Source organism: Paenibacillus sp. J31P190 (assembly GCF_059692075.1).
Map to the genome: position 1 here is coordinate 457,548 of NZ_JCAUAS010000004.1, position 20,523 is coordinate 478,070.

The window sequence follows — 20,523 nt, forward strand, 5'->3', positions numbered from 1 at the left end:
CAGCGAGGTGTGAACCATGAGCACGGGCCATTCGGAGCTTCATACGAAGCATGAACAAATTACGAAATATATTGAATCTTTGGCTGTAGGCACCAAGCTGTCTGTTCGGCAAATCGCTCAAGATCTGGATGTGAGTGAGGGAACGGCTTATCGGGCCATCAAGGAAGCGGAAAATATCGGTCTGGTAAGCACCAAACGGCGGATCGGCACGATTCGCATGGAGAAGAAAGAAGAACCCGTCATTGATAAATTAACGTTCTCGGAAATCGTCAATGTGGTGGAAGGCGTTGTGCTGGGAGGTTCTTCGGGTATACATAAGTCACTGAATAAATTCGTGATTGGCGCGATGCAGTTGGAGGCCATGCTGAAGTATATTGAAGCAGGTAATTTGCTCATTGTCGGCAATCGTGTACAAGCACACATGTGTGCACTAAGTCAGGGCGCTGGCGTATTGATTACCGGTGGATTTGATACCACGCCTGAAGTTAAGGAGCTTGCAGATGAACTGCAGCTGCCTATCATCGGCAGTTCATTCGATACATTCACAGTTGCTACGATGATTAATCGCGCCATGGAAGATCGCCTTATTAAGAAAAAGATTATGATCGTCGATGACATCGTGCGCAAAGACAGCCCTATTTATTCGCTGCTCGCGGTTAATACGGTCAAAGACATGCAAAAACTGGTTGAGGAAACGACGCATACCCGGTATCCTGTCATCGATGATAATCAGGTGCCGATCGGCATGATCACGACCAAGGACATCATGGGCGCGAAGCCGAATCAGCTCGTTGGCACCTTGATGACTCCTAATCCGTTGATGATTAACTTGAAAACGTCGGTAGCATCTGCTGGACATACCATGGTGTGGGAAGGAATTGAGCTGCTACCCGTCATAGATGCCGATCGCAAGATGATCGGAGTCATTAGCCGTAAGGATGTTATGAAAGCCATGCAGCATATGCAAAGGCAGCCTCAGAACGCTGAAACATTCGAGGTACAGATCTATTCGGGGATCGACGAGCTTCGAGATGAAGAAGGCAAGCTGTATTTCCAAGGAACGGTTACGCCGCAAATGACGAATTTTGAAGGTTTGGTCTCTGAGGGTGTGCTGACAACGATTATGATTCGAGCGGCTTATCGCACGGTTCAGGAGCACAAGAAAGGCGATCTCATTCTGGATAGTTCTTCCAGCTATTTTCTGATCCCGCTGCAAATCGATGACGTCATCGAGATCGTCCCCTCGATCGTGGAGATGAGCCGCAGATTTTGCAAGATTGATATGGAAATCAGAACGAACGGAACTAGAGTAGCTAGATCCATGTTTACGGCACGTATCTTATAATCGCAAAGCAAGAATAGCCATCTGTTGAGGTGGCTATTTTTTGCTTTTTGGAAGCATAAGTTTGCTCTGAAAATGATATGTATTATTTATCTAATAACGAAGCGCGGGCTGGTTTGTTTTTTAATTAAACTGGGGGAGGAGTCACGGCCAATGAATGCATGGATCTTCTACTTAATGCTAGCTTTAGCGCCTTGGGTGAATGTGGGGAACCAGGATGATCCCCTCAATCAGGTTTGTTCCAGCATTAATGAAAGCGCAATCATTAGGCCGGCAGTGGATACGAAGGTTATTCATTATACCAATCAAGCTATTTTTCTTACCTACCACCATCTGGACGAAAACGAGTCATTTGTGACGATTACCCCGGCTAAATTTAATCAGCACCTCCAGGTATTAAAAGAAAATCATTATAATGTGATCCCGATCGAAGATTATAGCTGTTTTCTAGAGCATCGAAAGTCAATTCCACCGAATGCTGTCGTGATTACCTTCGATGATGGCTATCGATCTTTCTATGAGAAGGCGTACCCTTTACTGAAAAAGCAAGGGTTCCCGGCAACTAACTTTGTTGTTGTAAGTTATCTGGATTCTGAATATCCGTCTCTACCCTTTTTGACCTGGAAGCAAACACAGGAGATGAAACATGATGGATTCAGTTTCTATTCTCATACGTTTGACCTTCACCAAAAAAAGAAGGGGGATGGAGTAGGTACCGTACCTACTCTGACGAATCGCATTTTCCTAGAACAGGAAAAGCGATTGGAGACAGAAGAGGAATGGAGAAAAAGAGTCCGTGAGGATCTTTGGATGGCCGAAGCCCTGTTAAAAACACAGCTAGACAATAAGCTTTCCATGCTATGTTTCCCTTTTGGGGAATATAATCAGACCGTTATGGATGACGCGAAAGAAATGGGTTTCCGTTATTTTATCACGACAAAAGAAGGGATTAACTCGGGGGACAGCAGAGAAATAAATCGGTTAAATGTTGGCATGCCCTATCTATCCGCGGATAACTTTCTTAGAAAGCTGCAGAACTATGATCGTAAAAAGTGAGGGAGAGAAGCTGCCCCTCTAATGAATTTATCATCTTTGAGGACAGCCCTTTCATATAAAATGTAGATGAGGATACCCTTTATTTACGTGAGGCTATCTTCATCAGCACTGCCAGATTGTTCTGTCCGTGCTTCTGCTAATTGTGCATGTGCTTGATCAAGTTGTTCGTGTGCTTGCTGGACAGCCCTTCTGCGATGATTACTAATCGATTGTGCTTGATTCAGTTCGCTTAGTGCATCAGCTACTGCATTATGAGCTTCAATTTCTGCACTTTGTTGTTCGGATTGTTGGTCAGACATGACATTCATCCCCGATCTATTGTTTTTTTAGGCAAAGTTAATATTGCCACAATTTGACTAAATCATTCGTTATCCGTATCGTATAAATAAATAATGAAAGGCGGTAGATTATATGGGTAAAATTAACAAATTAGGCGGAAGCGGTTTCCATCATGTTGCCATTCGAGCAAGCAACTTCGAAGCAACGGTGAAATTTTACACAGAAGGATTTGGCTTTACGGAAAGATTAAGCTGGGGTGAAGGCGATGGGCGAGCTGTTCTTCTTGATACGGGAGACGGCGATTATCTGGAAGTGTTTGCGGGTGGTGCACCAGGAGCTAAGCCGGAAGGTTCCATTATCCATATGGCGTTTAGAACAGATGATGTTGCGGCGGCGGTGGAAGCAGCTCGCGCGGCTGGCGCAGAGATCACGGTTGAGCCCAAAGATGTGGTCGTTAGTCAAAGTCCGGCAACACCCATTCGAATTGCCTTCTGCAAAGGGCCAGATGGTGAAATCATTGAATTCTTTCAAAGCACAGGAGAAAATCAGTTGTAATCTAATTACATGTACAGAGAGCAGTCCACTGTTTCCGAACGCTGGACTGCTTTTTCACGAGGAGCTAACGTGTCTTTACACGTTTAATCGCAAATGATAAGATAAAATCATACACGATATATAATATATGGTGAAATTGAGGGGGCTAATCCTGCATGAATGATTTGAAGCTGTGGTATAAAAGCGCTGCGCTGAACTGGTCGCAAGGGCTGCCAATAGGCAACGGAAGACTAGGTTCCGTCATCTATGGCGGGATCGAGAAGGAAACCTGGAGTATGACGGAAGTTACCTATTGGTCTGGAAAGACGGAGAGGATCGAAAGCCACTCAAGGGGCAAAGCTGATCTTGAGCAGATGCGGGAGCATTTCTTCGCAGGGGATTTCAAGCGCGGTGAAGAGCTAGCTCAACGTGCCCTGCAGCCTAAAAAGAAGAATTTCGGCACGAATTTGCAGATGTGTAATCTAACCCTGAATGTGGAGCATCAAGGTGAGGATCTTCAGCGTGTTCTAAACCTTGAAAATGCTATCTTTCATACTTCTTACAGCGTAAATGGGAATAACTTTACCCGGGAAATATTTGCTTCGCACGCGGACGATATTGTGGCTTCGCGCTTTTGGAGTGAACACAAAGGAGGCATTTCATTCGCAGTAGGAATTGAAGGTCTGACTGACAATTTTATGAAATGGTTTGCCGAGGACGCTACGATTACTTTTGAAGGGCAAGCGACGGAGACCATGCATAGTGATGGTAAGTGCGGAGTTTCCTGTCAGGGCATGGTCAAAGTAGTGGCACAGGGCGGAACAATTGTTGTAGAGGATAATCAAATCGTCGTAAGAAACGCAGATGAAGCATGCATCTATTTTGCCTCTAATACCAATTATGCAAAAAGTGACGATGGCTGGCTGCAGGAATCAGGCCGACAATTGGCACATGCTTTAGCTATTGGTTACGCAAAGCTGAAAGAAAATCACATATCCGATTATCAGCAGTTGTATGGCCGAGTGAATCTTGACTTAGGTCATTCAGACGCGTCCCGCCTGCCTACGGACGAAAGAATTCGTCTTTTCCAAAACGGGCAAGATCATGATCCGCAATTATTCGCCTTATTTTATCAATATGGCCGCTATTTGATGATTTCCGGTTCACGTGCGGATTCTCCTTTGCCTCTAAATTTACAGGGCATTTGGAATGATGGCGAAGCCAATCGTATGCAATGGAGCTGCGATTATCATCTCGACATCAACACACAGATGAATTATTTTCCAACGGAAGTCAGCAATTTGGCAGAATGTCATATCCCGTTAATGAATTATTTGGAGCTGTTATCGCAAGCCGGCCGAACGACAGCGCATGATTTCTATGGATGCGAAGGTTGGGTTGCACACGTATTTTCCAATGCATGGGGGTTCACGGCTCCAGGCTGGGAAACTTCGTGGGGACTGAATGTGACAGGCGGCTTATGGATGGCAAGCCAATTGCGAGAGCACTATGAATTTAGCTTAGATCGGGAGTTCTTAGAAGAGCGGGCTTATCCTGTGATGAAAGAAGCGGCCGCCTTTTTCCTTGACTACATGACGCTGCATCCACAATATGGGTGGCTTGTAACCGGTCCTTCTAACTCACCGGAAAATAGCTTTTATATCGAGGACAACGTATATCAATTGTCGATGGGAGCAACACTCGATCAAGTGTTAGTTCGTGACTTATTCCTCTTTTGCTTAGAGGCTGCCGATACGCTGCAAGTGGATTTCGATTTGCAAACAAAGTGGAAGCAAGCAATTGCTAAGCTGCCACCTCTTCGTATTGGCAAACGAGGACAATTACAGGAATGGCTCGAGGATTATAAAGAAGCACAGCCGGATCATCGTCACTTATCTCATCTAATCAGCTTACATCCGGGTAACCAAATCACCCTTAGAGGAACGCCGGAATTGAGTGCCGCTGCAAGAATCACACTAGAAAATCGCATGTCTCGCGAGGCGTTGGAAGATGTTGAGTTTACGGTTGCCTCTTTTGCAGCGAGCTTCGCCAGATTAGAGGAAGGCGAACATGCGTATAAGCATTTAACCCATTTAATAGGTCAATTGAGCTTCGATAACTTATTAACTTTTTCCAAACCGGGGATTGCCGGAGCGGAGAAACACATATTTGTCGTAGATGGAAATTTTGGGGGTACAGCGGCGATAGCAGAAATGCTGCTGCAAAGTCATGCCGGAGAAATCAATTTGCTTCCCGCTTTGCCAAAGAAATGGCATACAGGTAAAGTTTCAGGACTGCGGGCCAAAGGAAATATAGAGGTTGATATCGTCTGGGAGAACGGTGAGTTGATAGCGGCCACGATTCAAGCATTCTCAGCGGGTCGAACATTTCTGCGCTACCGTGAACAAAGCGTTCCGCTCGTTCTAAAGCCAAATTCTATCTATAGAATTGACAAGCAGTTGAATGTGAATGATAAGGAATAAGGAAATCTGTATGGTCAACGACCCAATTGTACCTATGCGATAAAGCCCTGTATCTATATAATCAGTCTTGTAGTAAGCGCTATCATATTGATAAAATACAGTTTTGCATGGACTGCAATCCGGGGGGTAGAAGGTTGAATTCACAAGAGGGGAAGAAATGCTGACAGGGAACATCATCACAGTGGACACAGTGAAAGGTAAATATATTCGTTTCCTAAAAGCTTAGGCAAAGGTCATTTGCGAAAATCAGAAAAGACCCGTCAAGGGGTTTTTTTTGTTGAAGAATCGTGCTAACTTGTTAAAGAACGTATTCCGAAACCTCCAATATGGAAGGGAGAATTGCCAGTGCCCAAGTATTCCAGATTATTTCGAAGGTTTCTGATCTCTTATATCGTTATTTTGATCATCCCCAGCATAGCAGGCTATATGTCATACCGTACTTCGATCACGGTCACGCAATCGATTTCCATTGAGAATAATGTGACGCAGCTTCAAAAGAGTCAAGAGATTCTGGAGCGCAGAATGGCCGAAGTTGAAAGCTTTACGAGACAATTGGCTTTAAACCAAGACCTAAGTGTCCTTTTGAACGAAAAATTGGTAGATGACAAAGCTAATGTATATGGCGTCTGGAAAATAACGAGAGATATTAAGGCCTACAGCCAAACGAATGATTTTTTGAAGCATTTCTATATTTATTTGACTAATTTTAACGTCGTTGTGACGCCTGGCAATGCTTATTTTCGTCCTGAGCATTATTATCAGACAGCACATTACAGCAATATTTCCTTAGATGAATGGAAAAAAACGGTATTAGAGAAAACGCACAGAAGCGAAATCATGCCGCTGAGCCCCTTTGTGAATAACGGCGTGCAAACCTCAGTCATCACCTTTATGCAATCGCTCCCGTTAGACAGCTTCAGTGATTCTTCCCCAGCTACAGTTGTTACCATTATTGATGAACAAACCATCAACAGTGTATTGTCTGGTTTAAGAGATCCGAGCAGCGGTTGGACCTATATTAGCGATGCGCAAGGACATACCATTAGTTTACAAGGAATCAGTCAGCAAGAAATGGATCAATTATCCGCTGACAGCCGCTTCGATAAAGAGAAAGTCAGTCAATTCTATGACGATGATCTCGTGATAAGGATTCAATCCAAATCAACGGGTTGGGTATACAGCACAGGCATTCCAAGACATGTCCTTATGGAGAATGCGAATAAAATCAAGTACATCACTTGGTCGGTGACCGGTGTTGCACTAGTGATCGGGCTTTTTGTTGGTTTTATGCTGTCTTATCGAAATACGGTGCCGATTAATAGGCTGCTTAGTGTAATGAAAGACCAGTTTGGCAAGGAAGCAACGACAGAGCGCAATGAATATGATTTCTTGCAAGGAAATATTTCGAATATCATTACGAATAACAAGCGCCTTGAGTCTGAGTTGAATAGGCAGCTTCCATTAATTCGAGATGCTTTTTACAAACGCCTAATTGCGGGAGAATTTCAATCGAGGGAAGAAATGATTTCTGCTGCCGCGCAGGCTGACACAGGGCTAAATATGAATATCGGGTACACGGGTATCGTGCAAATCAATGGCTACTCCGGTATGGATAGCGTTGAAATTCTCAACGAGCTGAATGCGGCCAGACTCATCCTGAAACAGATATTAATTGATTCAGGCAGCCACCTGCATATTCATATGACTGATTTGGGTTCAGATCGCATAGTAACCCTATTTACATCAGGAGAAAAGGAGGATGGTGAAGAAATTGGCAAGGAGGAAATCGAACAACTCGTGGCTAATCTTGCCAATCTGGCCTTTACCGATTATCGAATTACCATTACAGCAGCATTGAGCGATCCCTTTGCTTCCGTCATGGAGATTAGCCGTTCCTATGAGCAAGCCAGACAGGCCTTAGAATACGCCGTATATATGAATAGAAAAGGAATCGTTTGGTACAGTGATACACGAGTAGAGAGTAACACGTATTATTATCCAATCGATGTGGAGCTGCGATTAATTAGTACAATTAGAGCAGGCGATGTGGATGAGGCCGAGCGGATCGTCAAGTCGATGATCGAGCAAAATACAGAAAATCGAGAGATTTCTGTGGAGATGAAGCATCAGTTTATTGGAGAAGTCAAAGGAACGCTGCTTAAATTACTCGACCAGAAGGCTCTCATGGAATCCCCAATGTTCGAGAAAATCAAAAATCGGATCATTAGCATCCAGGCCACTGAAGCCATTGAGCTGATTTCGCGTGAAATCAATGAGATTATCTCAGCCATGTGCGGTCTCATCACGAGTAAAAAGAACGATGCACATATTAAAACCGTGAAGCAAATTAATGAATATATCGCTGAAAAGTATTCAGATCCCGATTTAAACCTGTACCGGATAGCTGAGATTGTAGAGCGTCCAGAAAAATACATCTCCCAATTATTTAAAGAGGTAACGGGGACGAATTTATCCGATCATTTGGAAAAAGTTAGAATGGATCATGCAGCGACTCTTTTAAAAAGAAACCAATATAACGTGGATGAAATCGCTTCGCATGTTGGCTATAACAGTTCACATTCCTTCCGAAGGGCGTTCAAGCGAGTTATGGGCGTATCCCCCAGCTCGTTCAGACAGTCCCTAGAAGAATGAAAATCCTAATCGCTTAGGCGGTTAGGATTTTTTCTGTCCATATGGCTTCAGCGGAAAAATGGCCGTTCGTATAGGAGAAATGTCCGCTGAATTCGGGTTATTTGTTCGCAAAACGACGCAATTGTACCTATACGAAGGCCACAATAGCCCCCTATAATCAGCCATATAGAAAGCGTTATCATATCGGCAAGAGGAATTTAGGGGGGAGCATTTTGGAAAAAGGGATTGTAATCGAACGCAGCAGAGTGGCACCAAAAGAGCGTGGAGGCCTCCTCACAGCAGCGGCAAAGAGTTTTAGAAAACACTGGCAATTGTATCTAATCGTCATTCCGCCAGCTTTGTTTTTCCTTATTTTTAAATACTATCCGATGTTGAATGCCGTCCTTGCTTTTAAGGATTACAACGTTACGAAAGGGATATGGGGAAGCCCGTGGGTGGGATTCAAACATTTTAAATTGTTTTTTGAAAATCCGATCTTTTGGACGTTAATTAAAAATACGCTCCTCATTAGCGGATATTTGTTAATCGTCGGGTTTCCAATTCCCATATTGTTAGCCTTAGCTCTTAATGAAATACGCAACGGTAAATTTAAGCGGTTTGTTCAATTAGTTTCGTTTGCTCCTTACTTTATATCTACCGTTGTTATGGTATCCATTATCATGCTTTTTCTAGCACCTCGGTTAGGCTTCGTGAATGTCGCGATGAATCATTTCGGACTGGGATCTATCAATTTTCTCGGAGAACCCGGCATGTTTCGCTCGATTTATGTGTGGTCGGATATTTGGCAGACGGCAGGCTACTCGGCAGTTATCTTTTTAGCTGCGTTAGCGGGAGTCGATCCTTCACTCTATGAGGCAGCCAAGGTTGATGGCGCTTCACGGTTTCAGAAAATCCGTCATATCGACTTGCCCGGCATCATGCCAACCATTACGATCGTTTTCATTTTGAATGTAGGAAGTGTCATGTCGCTTGGCTTCGAAAAGATCTATCTGCTGCAAAATCCGCTGAATAAGATAAGTTCCGAAGTGATTGCCACTTACGTGTATCAAATTGGTTTATTGAACGCGAACTATAGCTTTGCAACTGCGGTTGGATTGTTTAATTCTGTTATCAATTTAATTCTGCTTGTTAGTGTCAATATGATAGCGAAGCGATTATCGAATACGAGTATCTGGTAAATAATGGAGGAACCAAACGATGAATACGATGAAAACGACGATCCGAGACTCGGTTGGCGATAAACTATTTTTGATAAGCATCTACGTGATATTGAGCCTCTTATTAGTTGTCGTCTTATATCCGCTTATTTATATTCTTAGCAGTTCATTCAGCAGTCCTTCGGCGGTAACTTCTGGCCGTGTGTGGCTCTGGCCGGTAGAATTTTCCCTCAAGGGTTATGCAACTCTCATCGAAAATCCGAAAATTGTTACAGGCTACGGCAATTCTCTTTTTTATACGGCTGCCGGAACGATCATCAGTGTAATGCTTACGATCATGATTGCTTATCCATTATCACGTAAAACTTTATTCGGAAGAAATATGCTGATGATGCTCATTACATTCACGTTGTTATTTAGCGGCGGATTGATTCCTACTTACTTGGTTGTGAAGCAGATGGGGTTAATCGATACCAGATGGGCCTTATTGATTCCTAACGCGATATGGGTATGGCAAGTGATCATTGCGAGAACGTTTTTCCAGTCCTCGATTCCGGATGAATTAATTGATTCGAGTGAAATCGATGGATGCAGCGATCTCAGGTTCATGTGGAGTGTCGTGGTTCCGTTATCCAAACCGATCATAGCTGTTCTGTTCTTAATGTACGCTGTGGGTCAATGGAATTCTTACTTCGATGCTCTTATTTATCTCAAAACCGCCAATCTGTTTCCGCTTCAGCTCATTTTGCGCAGCATTATCATTCTTAACAATAGCTCCAATGCCACAGATGCCTTGAAACAGGTAGAAAGACAGCAATTGGCAGAGCTTTTGAAATATTCACTGATCGTCGTGGCAACGCTTCCAGTACTCGTCATTTACCCGTTTGTGCAGCGTTACTTTGTCCAGGGGATGCTGGTAGGTTCTGTAAAAGGGTAGTGGAAAGAGGGATAACCTGTCCGATTGAAGAATTGAAAGGGGTGATTGACTAAAACATAGCGTCTAAGGATTAACGATAGATAAGCAAACTAGTCAATTCAAAAAAGGGAGCGGATTCAATTGAAAAGAAGATCGGTTAGTAGCTTGGTTTTCATCTTGATGTTCAGTATGGTACTTGCCGCATGTTCGAGTAAAGTGGAGAATACGGCATCGCCGAATCCTTCAACAGGGACAGCATCGCCAAGTGCAGCACCAGCGGCGGCTAAACCCGTAGAAATTAGCGTCTTTGCCCAACAAGCGAACGACATGGATTTGAAGACGAACCTATTCACGAAGCATTTGGAAAGCAAATTTAATGCTAAATTTAAGTTCGAAATCATCCCTTATGATGGGGCCAAAGAAAAGCGTCAAATCTCCTTAGCGAGCGGCGATTATCCAGAGGCGTATATGTTAACGGCCTATATCGACCAATTCTCACAAGCAGATCTTCTCAAGTTCGGCAAGCAAGGCGTTCTGCTTCCATTGAACGATTTGATCGACCAATATGCGCCTAATATTAAAAAGGCGATGGAGAAGGATCCAACGCTCAAAAGCTTTATCACAGCGCCAGACGGGAAAATATACGGACTTGGCTCCTATACGCAATGCTTCCACTGTTCCTACCCGAACAAAATGTGGATCAATACAAGTTGGTTGAAAAAATTAAACCTCGAAATGCCGAAAACGACCGAAGATTTCAAGAAAGTGCTTCAAGCTTTCAAGAAGAACGATCCAAACGGCAATGGTAAAGCTGACGAAGTTCCGCTTAGCGGATCGATTGAGGATTTCGGCGTGCGTGTCATTCCGTTCCTGATGAACGGCTTCATCTATAATGACGACCGTAATTACCTGAACTTAGTGAACGGTAAAGTGGATACAGCGGCCAATAAGCCGGAATGGAAAGAAGGACTTGCCTATATTAAATCCTTGTACGACGAGGGCTTGATCGATCCAGGTGCGTTTACGCAAAATGCCGAAGCCTTTAAGAAAATTGGCGAGAATGCTGGCGGACAAATTCTAGGTGCAGGCGCGGGCATGCATCCAGCCATCTTCGTTAACATTGATAAAGGAAATAAAAATTCAGCTGATTATAATCCCGTACCTCCGCTTACAGGACCGCATGGTTCATTCGCAACGCATGATGGAGGCGGCTTAATTCCAGGTGCGAAATTCGTTCTTACGAACAAAGCAAGCAAAGAATCACAAATCGCGTTGATTAAAATGGTTGATTACATGTATACGACAGAAGGACAAACGAATGCAGCTTCAGGTATGGAAGGCATCGATTGGAGAAAACCGAAAGATGGCGAAGTGGCTTTAGGCAAGGGAGTTACCCCTCAAATTGCAACGATTCCAGCTGTAGACGGGCAGCCTCCACGTAATGCCGGATGGAGCGGTATGGGTCACTTCTACCAGCCGAAAGAATACAGAGATAGCTTCGTACAAGGAACGGATATTTACGACTCTGCAAACTACGAACGCAGACTCTACGATGCAACGCTCTTGTATCAAGGTCATGAACCAAAAGAACTATTCCCAATGTGGGCGATTTGGATTGATCCGGCACTCACAGACGAAGCGAGCATTCTTCAAACCAACATCAAGAACTATATTGAGCAAAGTTCGCTTCAATTTATTACAGGGAATAAGGACTTGACGAAGGATTGGGATGCCTATGTGAAAGGTCTCGAAAACTTAAAAATGGGCAGATACCTTGAAATTCTGCAAAAAGCTTACGATACGGCAGCAATAAAAAAATAACAATCGATGAAGTAGTGGCCAGGTGTTTGTTCTAGAATTAAAGCACCTGGCTTTTTTTTACGAATTTAAACGCTAAAGGGGATGTATGATGTGGGATATATGATTAAGAAAACTAGATTGTGGCTTCTGGTTTCTATTTTCTTTATCACTTTGTTTGCTGTCTTTATTCCGAAGGGACAACTCGTACAAGCAGCTGATAATGGATTAGCACAAAAGCCATACATGGGCTGGAGCAGCTACAGCATGCAGGTGTATCATAACAACGGTAATTGGATTACAGCCGAACAGATTATAGCGCAATCTGACGCTATGCATGCGACTCTGCAGCCTCATGGGTACAATTATATCAACGTAGATGCAGCCTGGAATGGGAGTATGGATGAATATGGACGCCCACAACCAAGCACCACTTTATATCCGAATGGTCTTAGTGAGGTCATTAATCATGTACATAACAATGGGCAAAAATTTGGTCTCTATTTCATACCGGGGATGTCGCCGCAAGCGTATGACGCCAACTTGCCAATCTTTGGTACCTCCTGCCATGCACAGGACATTGTGGTACTGCCATTAACAACGTCAGATTATTGGAATATAGGTTATAAAATTGACTTTTCTAAACCATGTGCGCAGAGCTACATCAACTCCATTGCCGATGAGATTGCCTCATGGGGTGTTGATTTCGTGAAGTTCGACAGCGTAACCCCGGGCTCCGGGCATAATGACACGTCCATTGATGCTCGCGGTGATGTCAAAGCTTGGTCCCAGGCACTTGCCCCGCATCATATCTGGTTCGAATTATCATGGGCGCTGGATATTAACTATGCTGACACCTGGAAGAAATACGCAAACGGATGGCGTGTCGACTGGGATATTGAATGTTATTGTGGAACAGCGGGATTGACCAATTGGGCTAATATCGCAAGGCTATTTCCGCGAGCTGGAGAGTGGTGGCGCCACGCAGGTCCAGGTGGTTGGAATAATTTCGATTCCTTAAATATCGGTAACGGCGCCATGGATGGCATTACACCGGATGAGCGGCAGACAGCCATGACTTTCTGGTCCATCTCGTCAGCACAGCTATATACAGGCAATGACTTAACCAACCTGGACGAATTCGGTATTAAGCTCTTGACGAATGATGAAGCAATCGCCGTCAATCAGGCTGGTAAGCCGGCACATCCCGTATCCCTTGCAACCGAGCAGCAGGTCTGGTATGCGAACAACGGTGATGGAACCTATACCGTTGGACTGTTTAACCTGGGAAGCTCGAATGCGACGGTGAACGTCAATTGGAGCGATATCGGTTTAAGCGGAGCTGCCTCTGTACGAGATTTATGGAGTCATAGCGATCTAGGTGTATTTAACTCGGGCTTCAGTTCAGGGGATTTGGCTCCTCATGCTTCTCGGTTGTTGAAGGTTACATCGCAAGGAGGCGTTTCCTCCATCAATGATGATGATACGGGAATATCCTACACAGGCGATTGGCAGCGAAACAGCAACAGGGGATTGGGTGCTACTCAGAATCTTGCCATCACCGTGATCGACTCATTGGCACAAAACAGCACGATCAGTCCGTCTACCGAGAGCTTTGATAAAAATGTAATCGCTCAGACGGATGTAACGACAACGATGACGTTGAATGGAAACACACTAAGCGGTATATCGAATGACGGTGTAGACTTGGTGCTTGGCACCGACTATACGGTTTCAGGCAACTCGGTAACGATCAAGAAAGGTTACCTTGCTGCTCAACCGGTCGGAACTACACAGCTTACTTTCACTTTCAGCGCGGGAGCTAGACCTATTCTGACTATTGCAGTGAGCGACACCTCGCCTAAGAACAGCACGATCCTTCCGTCAACTAGAAATTTTGATAAAAAGGTAACGCTGCAGGCGGATGTTACGACTACAATGCTGCTAGACGGTAATCAGTTCAGCGCTATAACGAATGGCGGAACACAGCTTGTATTAGGCACTGACTATACGGTATCTGGCAATACGTTAACGATCAAGAAGGAATACCTTGCTCTACAACCGCTGGGGACAACGAACTTGCTTATTTCCTTCAGCGCCGGAAATCCGCAAACGCTTGCCATTGTCGTAAGCAACACCGCTCAAGGCGGATCCATTGCTATCAACAACGACGACTCGGGGATTACATATTCGGCCGCTTGGCAGCGAAGTACGAATCGAGGGCTTGGCGATTATTTGAATGATGTACAATTCACCGAGAGAAATAACGAATATTTTGAATATGCCTTTACTGGAACGGGTATTGAATATATTACAGAAATGGATTCATCACAGGGCGATGTAGATATTTACGTGGATGGAGTATTTAAACAAACGATTAGCACGTATTATTCGAGTCGTTTAGCCCAACAACCCGTCTATGGGATTGCAGGATTACCGAACGGTCCTCATACGCTCAAGGTTGTGAAAAAATCTGGTTCTTACATGCTCCTTGATAAATTGCGCTTTCTAATCGCTGATCTGATTAATCCTGTTACGGGAAGCTTTGACAAAAAGTTGACGGCACAGGCAGATGTAACGATGACACTGACGCCAGGCAGCTATACCCTCAGCGGCATCGCTAACGGAGCAACCACATTGCTTGCGGGCACTGACTACACGTTATCGGGTAACGTCGTAACGATCAAGAAGGAATACCTTGCGTCTCAACCCATTGGTTGGACGGATCTGACCTTCTCCTTTAGTGGGGGAGCTGCCCAGAACCTTCCAATACAAGTAAGCGACAGCTCGATGACGATTACACCGGTTTCTGTTAACGATAACGATCCGGGTATTGCTTATTCAGGCTCTTGGGGGTATAGCAACAATCGGGGACTCGGAGATTATAACGATGATGTTCATTACTCCGAGGCCAACAACGATTACTTTGAGTATGCCTTCACAGGAATGGGCATTGAATTGATTACAGAGAAAGATGTTTCGCAGGGCGATATCGATATTTATGTAGATAACGTATTCCAGCAAACGGTGGGTACATTTAATAATAGTCGGTTAGCCCAACAAAGTGTATACAGTATCGCGGGACTGCCGGACGGTCCTCATACCATCAAGGCAGTGAAGAAATCAGGGTCTTTTATGCTGTTGGATAAATTGAACGTGACTCCATCAGCTGCAGGCAGCACAGTTACAGGAAGTGTGTATAGACAGGTGTCAGCACAATCGGTTCAAGTAGTACCATCCATTGCGTCAATCCAACTGACTCCTTCGGCAGCGTCGGAAATGACTGTACAAACGGCTCCCGTGTCCCATGGCGCCACGGCCAGCATCAATGATGATAATGCTGCCATTCATTATTCTGGATCATGGGGTTATAGCAATAATCGAGTATTCGGGGATTATCAGAACGACGTTCATTACACCGAGGCGAACAATGATTATTTTGAATATGTCTTCAAGGGAACGGGCATTGCGTTGATCACCGAGAAGGATACTTCACAGGGCGATATCGATATTTATGTTGATGATGTATTCAAGGAAACCGTGAGTACTTATCATGCCAGTCGATTAGCACAGCAAACGGTGTACAGCATTGCAGGATTGCCAAGTGGTTCTCATACGCTTAAAGTGGTGAAGAAATCGGGATCCTATATGCTGCTGGACAAATTAACGATACTTGTAGGCGATCTGCTAAGTCCTGATACAGGCAGTTTTGACAAAAAGATAACTGCACAAGCAGATGTGAGCACTACGTTGTCACTTGGCGAGTATGTACTTGATCGAATTGACAATGGTCGTACGACTCTAGTGCCAGGCACCGATTACACATTAGTAGGCAATACGTTAACGATCAAGAAGGCATACCTTGCAGCGCAGCCGGTGGGAACTACGAATCTAACATTCGTCTTTAGTGGAGATTATAAAAACGACGTGCATTTTACAGAAACAAACAACGATTATTTCAAATACACCTTTAAAGGAACTGGAATTGCAGTTATAACGGAAAAAGATGCTTTACAGGGTGAAATCGACGTTTACGTAGATGATGTTTTCAAACAAACCGTTAACACGTATAATACAACGCGATTAGTCCAACAAACGGTGTTCAGTATTTCCGGTCTTTCCAACAGCTTGCACACAATCAAAGTCGTGAAAAAATCAGGCAGCTATATGCTGCTGGATAAATTAAGCTTTACGGTTGCGCAGGTACCGTCAACTGCTGCCGTAACGACGACTGGGGTCTCTAAGGTCAAGAACACAAGCGCAACAATTGCCGGAAAAGTAACGGCTGATGGAGGTACTGCTGTTACATCGCGAGGAATCGTGTATTCAACAGCACCAACTCCTACAATAGCTGGTTCCGGATCAACCAAAGTTGCCATTGGCTCTGGATTAGGCGAATTTAGTGAAAAAATAAAGAAATTGAAACCAAATACGACGTATTATGCCAGAGCTTACGCGACCAACTCAGCGGGAACGAGCTATGGGGCTGAAGTTACGTTTAAAACAAGTAAGAAATCCGAGAATACGAATGATCATGAAGAGGATGACCAGGATGATCACGAGGATGATGAGCAGAAGTAACTATCCGACCCTCTGCGGTGAACAGATTAACTAAGAGTTACGGCATAGGTTTCTAAGATATCGAGCCCTTCTAGTTGTCAAGGGAGGGCTCGATATTTATTATTTGATAACCCATAATCATACATGATATATTAAGTGTAAAAAGAATGAGGCTATCCTATGGGCAATAAAATTAGTCGTGTTAATTTAACCGAAGAAATTTATCGGATTGTCAAAGAAGACATATTAACGCATAAATTGAAATCCGGTGAAAAAATTAACATTGATCAATTAGCGCGCTCTTTAGAAGTAAGCAATATTCCGATTCGTGAGGCCCTCTCCAGATTGCAATCGGAAGGGTATCTGAATGTCATTCCTTTTAAAGGGATGTTTGTGAATATGATGAGTGTCAAAGAGTTGGACGAATTATTTGAAATTAGACTGCAGCTTGAACCACTCGCTGTTGAAAAGGCCGCACTTCTTATACCTGATGAAACACTGGAACGGCTGCAAGAAACTATGAATTCCCTTCAAACTCAGCAATCACCGAGATCTACTAATGGATTGGGGACTATTAAGGAAATGAATATGTCTTTACATGGCACTATTCTGACCTATTGCGAGAATACCAATTTACAGAATTTAGTTAGAGGGTATATCGAACAGATTCAAAGATATTTAACATACATCCAATTAAACTTAGATATTAATACGACGAATGAGGAATGGTCGGAACATAATGCTGTCTTACAGAAATTAAAGCAGCGAGATCCCAAAGGCGCATCCGATGCGATGTCCAAGCATATTATTAATTCCCGCAAAAGGACGAATGCTCATTTTATGAAAGCAGGTAGTAACTAAACATTCGTTTTGGAGGAAAAACGCGATGCAATTAGTGGGGAAAGCAGCTATTATTACTGGCGCGGGTTCAGGAATTGGCGAAGCTGCGGCTAAATTATTGGTAAGCCAGGGTGCGAAAGTGATCATTGCTGACTGGAATGAAGCGGAGGCCAATCGTGTCGCTAACGAAATTAATTTGATGCTTCCGGGGGACAAGTGCGCACTAGCTGTGCATGCCGACGTTTCGTCTGAGCAGCAAGTCAAGCTTTTAGTGCAGCAGGCCCTATCTACGTATGGATCTATTGATATTTTATTCAACAATGCGGCAGTGATTTTAGCCAAAGAATTGGAAGATATCACAGAAGCCGAATGGACGCGTACGATCGATATTAACTTGAAAAGCGTCTACTTAATGATCAAACATTGTATACCTGAAATCAAAAAAAGTCGTGGCAGTATCGTAAATATGGCTTCATTAAATGGATTGCTAGGACAGAGGCAAAATCCGGTTTATTCAGCAGCGAAAGGAGCAATTATAGCACTGACTAAAGCGTTGGCGCTTGATTACGCTAAGGATGGCGTTCGTGTGAATTGCATCTGTCCAGCAGGTGTCATGACCCCTTTATTAGAAAAATGGATTGGTCAACAACCGGATCAAGAAGAAACTATCCAAGCATTGAACAGCATGCATCCGTTAGGAAGATGCGCAACAACGGAAGAAATTGCGAATGCGGTACTGTATTTGGCCAGCAACCAGTCGAATTTTATAACAGGGATTGCTTTAACGGTTGATGGTGGCGCGTCTTTAGGATACTGAAATAGAGGTAATGCAGTATTCTTTTACGATAAATATCATACACGATATACGATAAAAGGAGAGATGAGATGAGTTTAATCGAAGGAAAGGAATCACCGTTGTCTGGCGGTAAAAGAATCGTTTTTCTGGGTGACAGTATTACAGATGAAGGGACGTTTATTACTTATCTGGATACTTATTTTGAGCAGCATACGCCCGACATACCTTTTACATTCATAAATCTTGGCATAAGCAGTGAGACTGCCTCAGGATTAACCGAGACGGATCATCCATTTCCACGTCCCTGTATCCATGATCGATTAGCAAGGGCACTACGAGAAAGCAAGCCGGATTGGGTGGTTATGGGATATGGCATGAATGACGGCATCTATGCTCCATTTTCTGTAGAACGGTTTCAAGCTTATCAAAATGGCATACTTACAGCCATTCAGATGATCCATCAAAGCGGGGCTAAAGCCATCGTTATGACGCCTCCGCCATTTGATCCTGAATCTATGAACGCTAATGTTCTTTTGCCCTATGGTGAGAAAGACTACAGCTACAAGCAGCCATTTACACGTTACAATGATGTCATTAAAGACTATGCAAATTGGTTGCTTACGCTGGATTCAACTGCTGATGCAGTCGTGAATATTTATGACCCACTTCTTCAGCATAGAGAACAAGAACGCGAAATGAACCCCGGCTATCGTTCCGGTGACGGTATTCATCCCAATTCTGATGGTCATTGGATGATAGCTAAAACGCTTTTAAGTCGTTTATTTCATATTACTTTGGATCAGATGCCAGACTTCGTAGAACAACCCGATAAATCGCCATTATTTCAATTGATTTTGCAGCGTCAAAAGTTATTAGGCTCGGCTTGGAAAGAACATGTAGGTCATACCAATCCTAATAAAAAAGAAGCTTTACCACTGGAATTAGCTTTGAGAAAAAGCGAAGAGATCACCAAACAAATTCAGGATATTTCAAAGGAGAAGATGAGATGAAAATAACAAAAGTTGAGAGCTTTATTCTGCATGTTCCGTTAAATCCTCCGATCACCGATGCCATCAATTCACCAACCCATTGGGGATTACCAGGTGTGCGCATATTCACGGATGAAGGAATCACAGGGTATGGCTACACGGGAACTTGCGCCAACGGAGACAAGTTAATCACGGATACGATCGATGATTACTATGCGCCAATTCTTATGGGGAAGGATCCGTTTATGGTCAAAGAAATATGGGATGAACTTCGTTATGGGAAAATGCATTGGATTGGTCGTGCAGGCATTACCCATATGGCACTAGCAGCGGTTGATATTGCCCTTTGGGATATCATGTCAAAAGCATCGAATAAGCCGCTGTGGCAATATCTTGGCGGACACAAATCCAAACAAATTAAAGCTTATAATACCAATGGCGGCTGGTTGAATTGGTCCAAAGAAAGATTGCTTAAAGACATAACGTCCTATGTTGAAGACGGATTTACCGGCGTGAAAATGAAAGTGGGTAAGCCGAATCAAAGAGAAGATTATGATCGCGTGAAAGCCGTAAGAGAAGCCATTGGTTCAGATATTATTTTAATGATTGACGTGAATCAGCAATGGAATATCAATACGGCCATGACGTGGGGGAAAAAGCTCGAGGAATTCGATTTATTCTGGCTGGAAGAACCGCTGAATCCTGATGATATCATGGGACATAAAAAACTCGCGGATGCTTTAAACGTGCCCATTGCTCTTGGTGAGCATGTCTACAATAAATATGCTTTCCGTGATTATATTCACGCTGGAGCCGTAGAATATGTTCAAGTAGACTGCACGCGTGTAGGCGGTATCACAGAATGGCTGCAGGTTTCTGGTCTTGCCGCAGCATATGATTTGCCTATTGTTCCGCACGTTGGTGACATGGGTCAAATCCATCAACATCTCGTCGCATCGACTTCGAATGCGATCATGCTAGAATACATTCCGTGGATCCGGGAAATCTTTGTTGAGCCCGCAACGGTTACGAATGGGTACTATGTTCTCCCACAAATGCCAGGTGCATCCACGGAAGTTATTCCGCAATATTTTGATAAGTACCGAGTAAAGTAAGGGTTTT

Annotated in this window: 14 protein-coding genes; 13 read left to right on the forward strand and 1 reads right to left on the reverse strand. The window is 43.8% G+C overall.

Translation table 11 applies throughout. From position 1 onward, the window contains the following. The first annotated feature begins 16 nt into the window (after window positions 1–16). Complete coding sequence (locus AC58U0_RS11555) at window positions 17–1,345, forward strand: DRTGG domain-containing protein (protein WP_497379136.1); 1,329 nt, start codon at window positions 17–19, stop codon at window positions 1,343–1,345. 150 nt (window positions 1,346–1,495) lie between these two features. Next, on the forward strand, window positions 1,496–2,398 hold the full coding sequence (locus AC58U0_RS11560; protein ID WP_497379137.1) for a polysaccharide deacetylase family protein: 903 nt from the start codon (window positions 1,496–1,498) through the stop codon (window positions 2,396–2,398). A gap of 83 nt (window positions 2,399–2,481) precedes the next feature. Here the strand turns inward: AC58U0_RS11560 and AC58U0_RS11565 are convergent, their stop codons facing one another. Then, complete coding sequence (locus AC58U0_RS11565; protein WP_497379138.1) at window positions 2,482–2,697, reverse strand: hypothetical protein; 216 nt, start codon at window positions 2,695–2,697, stop codon at window positions 2,482–2,484. Window positions 2,698–2,809: 112 nt separating this feature from the next. On the opposite strand from AC58U0_RS11565, the gene AC58U0_RS11570 reads away from it, so the two are divergent. The 11 genes from AC58U0_RS11570 (at window position 2,810) to AC58U0_RS11620 (ending at window position 20,516) form a co-directional block, all read left to right on the forward strand. Continuing rightward, a complete protein-coding gene (locus AC58U0_RS11570) occupies window positions 2,810–3,232 on the forward strand; it encodes a VOC family protein (RefSeq protein WP_497379139.1) in 423 nt (140 codons plus the stop codon). Between the two features lie 155 nt (window positions 3,233–3,387). Further along, entirely contained in the window at window positions 3,388–5,694 is a 2,307-nt protein-coding gene (locus tag AC58U0_RS11575; protein WP_497379141.1) for a glycoside hydrolase family 95 protein, read from the forward strand. Window positions 5,695–6,039: 345 nt separating this feature from the next. Next, window positions 6,040–8,346 (forward strand): helix-turn-helix domain-containing protein, encoded by a 2,307-nt coding sequence (locus tag AC58U0_RS11580; protein ID WP_497379142.1) that lies wholly within the window; start codon window positions 6,040–6,042, stop codon window positions 8,344–8,346. A gap of 230 nt (window positions 8,347–8,576) precedes the next feature. After that, a complete protein-coding gene (locus tag AC58U0_RS11585; protein ID WP_497379183.1) occupies window positions 8,577–9,524 on the forward strand; it encodes an ABC transporter permease in 948 nt (315 codons plus the stop codon). Between the two features lie 19 nt (window positions 9,525–9,543). Continuing rightward, window positions 9,544–10,440, forward strand: coding sequence for a carbohydrate ABC transporter permease (locus tag AC58U0_RS11590; protein WP_497379143.1), 897 nt, complete (start codon window positions 9,544–9,546; stop codon window positions 10,438–10,440). A gap of 159 nt (window positions 10,441–10,599) precedes the next feature. Beyond that, window positions 10,600–12,240, forward strand: coding sequence for an extracellular solute-binding protein (locus AC58U0_RS11595; RefSeq protein WP_497379184.1), 1,641 nt, complete (start codon window positions 10,600–10,602; stop codon window positions 12,238–12,240). Window positions 12,241–12,339: 99 nt separating this feature from the next. Then, window positions 12,340–16,797, forward strand: a complete 4,458-nt coding sequence (locus AC58U0_RS11600; protein WP_497379185.1) for a X2-like carbohydrate binding domain-containing protein — start codon at window positions 12,340–12,342, stop codon at window positions 16,795–16,797. A gap of 159 nt (window positions 16,798–16,956) precedes the next feature. After that, window positions 16,957–17,637 (forward strand): GntR family transcriptional regulator, encoded by a 681-nt coding sequence (locus AC58U0_RS11605; protein WP_497379144.1) that lies wholly within the window; start codon window positions 16,957–16,959, stop codon window positions 17,635–17,637. 25 nt (window positions 17,638–17,662) lie between these two features. Beyond that, on the forward strand, window positions 17,663–18,433 hold the full coding sequence (locus AC58U0_RS11610) for an SDR family NAD(P)-dependent oxidoreductase (RefSeq protein ID WP_497379145.1): 771 nt from the start codon (window positions 17,663–17,665) through the stop codon (window positions 18,431–18,433). 68 nt (window positions 18,434–18,501) lie between these two features. After that, entirely contained in the window at window positions 18,502–19,422 is a 921-nt protein-coding gene (locus tag AC58U0_RS11615; RefSeq protein ID WP_497379146.1) for an SGNH/GDSL hydrolase family protein, read from the forward strand. After that, window positions 19,419–20,516 (forward strand): mandelate racemase/muconate lactonizing enzyme family protein, encoded by a 1,098-nt coding sequence (locus tag AC58U0_RS11620; protein WP_497379147.1) that lies wholly within the window; start codon window positions 19,419–19,421, stop codon window positions 20,514–20,516. The genes AC58U0_RS11615 and AC58U0_RS11620 overlap by 4 nt, the downstream gene beginning before the upstream one ends. Window positions 20,517–20,523: the final 7 nt, after the last annotated feature.

Bases quoted from the DNA above. Each gene is read 5' to 3' on its own strand.
- AC58U0_RS11555 (WP_497379136.1), top strand. From the start codon at position 17: ATGAGCACGGGCCATTCGGAGCTTCATACGAAGCATGAACAAATTACG.
- AC58U0_RS11560 (WP_497379137.1), top strand. From the start codon at position 1,496: ATGAATGCATGGATCTTCTACTTAATGCTAGCTTTAGCGCCTTGGGTG.
- AC58U0_RS11565 (WP_497379138.1), bottom strand. From the start codon at position 2,697: ATGTCTGACCAACAATCCGAACAACAAAGTGCAGAAATTGAAGCTCAT.
- AC58U0_RS11570 (WP_497379139.1), top strand. From the start codon at position 2,810: ATGGGTAAAATTAACAAATTAGGCGGAAGCGGTTTCCATCATGTTGCC.
- AC58U0_RS11575 (WP_497379141.1), top strand. From the start codon at position 3,388: ATGAATGATTTGAAGCTGTGGTATAAAAGCGCTGCGCTGAACTGGTCG.
- AC58U0_RS11590 (WP_497379143.1), top strand. From the start codon at position 9,544: ATGAATACGATGAAAACGACGATCCGAGACTCGGTTGGCGATAAACTA.
- AC58U0_RS11595 (WP_497379184.1), top strand. From the start codon at position 10,600: ATGTTCAGTATGGTACTTGCCGCATGTTCGAGTAAAGTGGAGAATACG.
- AC58U0_RS11600 (WP_497379185.1), top strand. From the start codon at position 12,340: ATGATTAAGAAAACTAGATTGTGGCTTCTGGTTTCTATTTTCTTTATC.
- AC58U0_RS11605 (WP_497379144.1), top strand. From the start codon at position 16,957: ATGGGCAATAAAATTAGTCGTGTTAATTTAACCGAAGAAATTTATCGG.
- AC58U0_RS11610 (WP_497379145.1), top strand. From the start codon at position 17,663: ATGCAATTAGTGGGGAAAGCAGCTATTATTACTGGCGCGGGTTCAGGA.
- AC58U0_RS11615 (WP_497379146.1), top strand. From the start codon at position 18,502: ATGAGTTTAATCGAAGGAAAGGAATCACCGTTGTCTGGCGGTAAAAGA.
- AC58U0_RS11620 (WP_497379147.1), top strand. From the start codon at position 19,419: ATGAAAATAACAAAAGTTGAGAGCTTTATTCTGCATGTTCCGTTAAAT.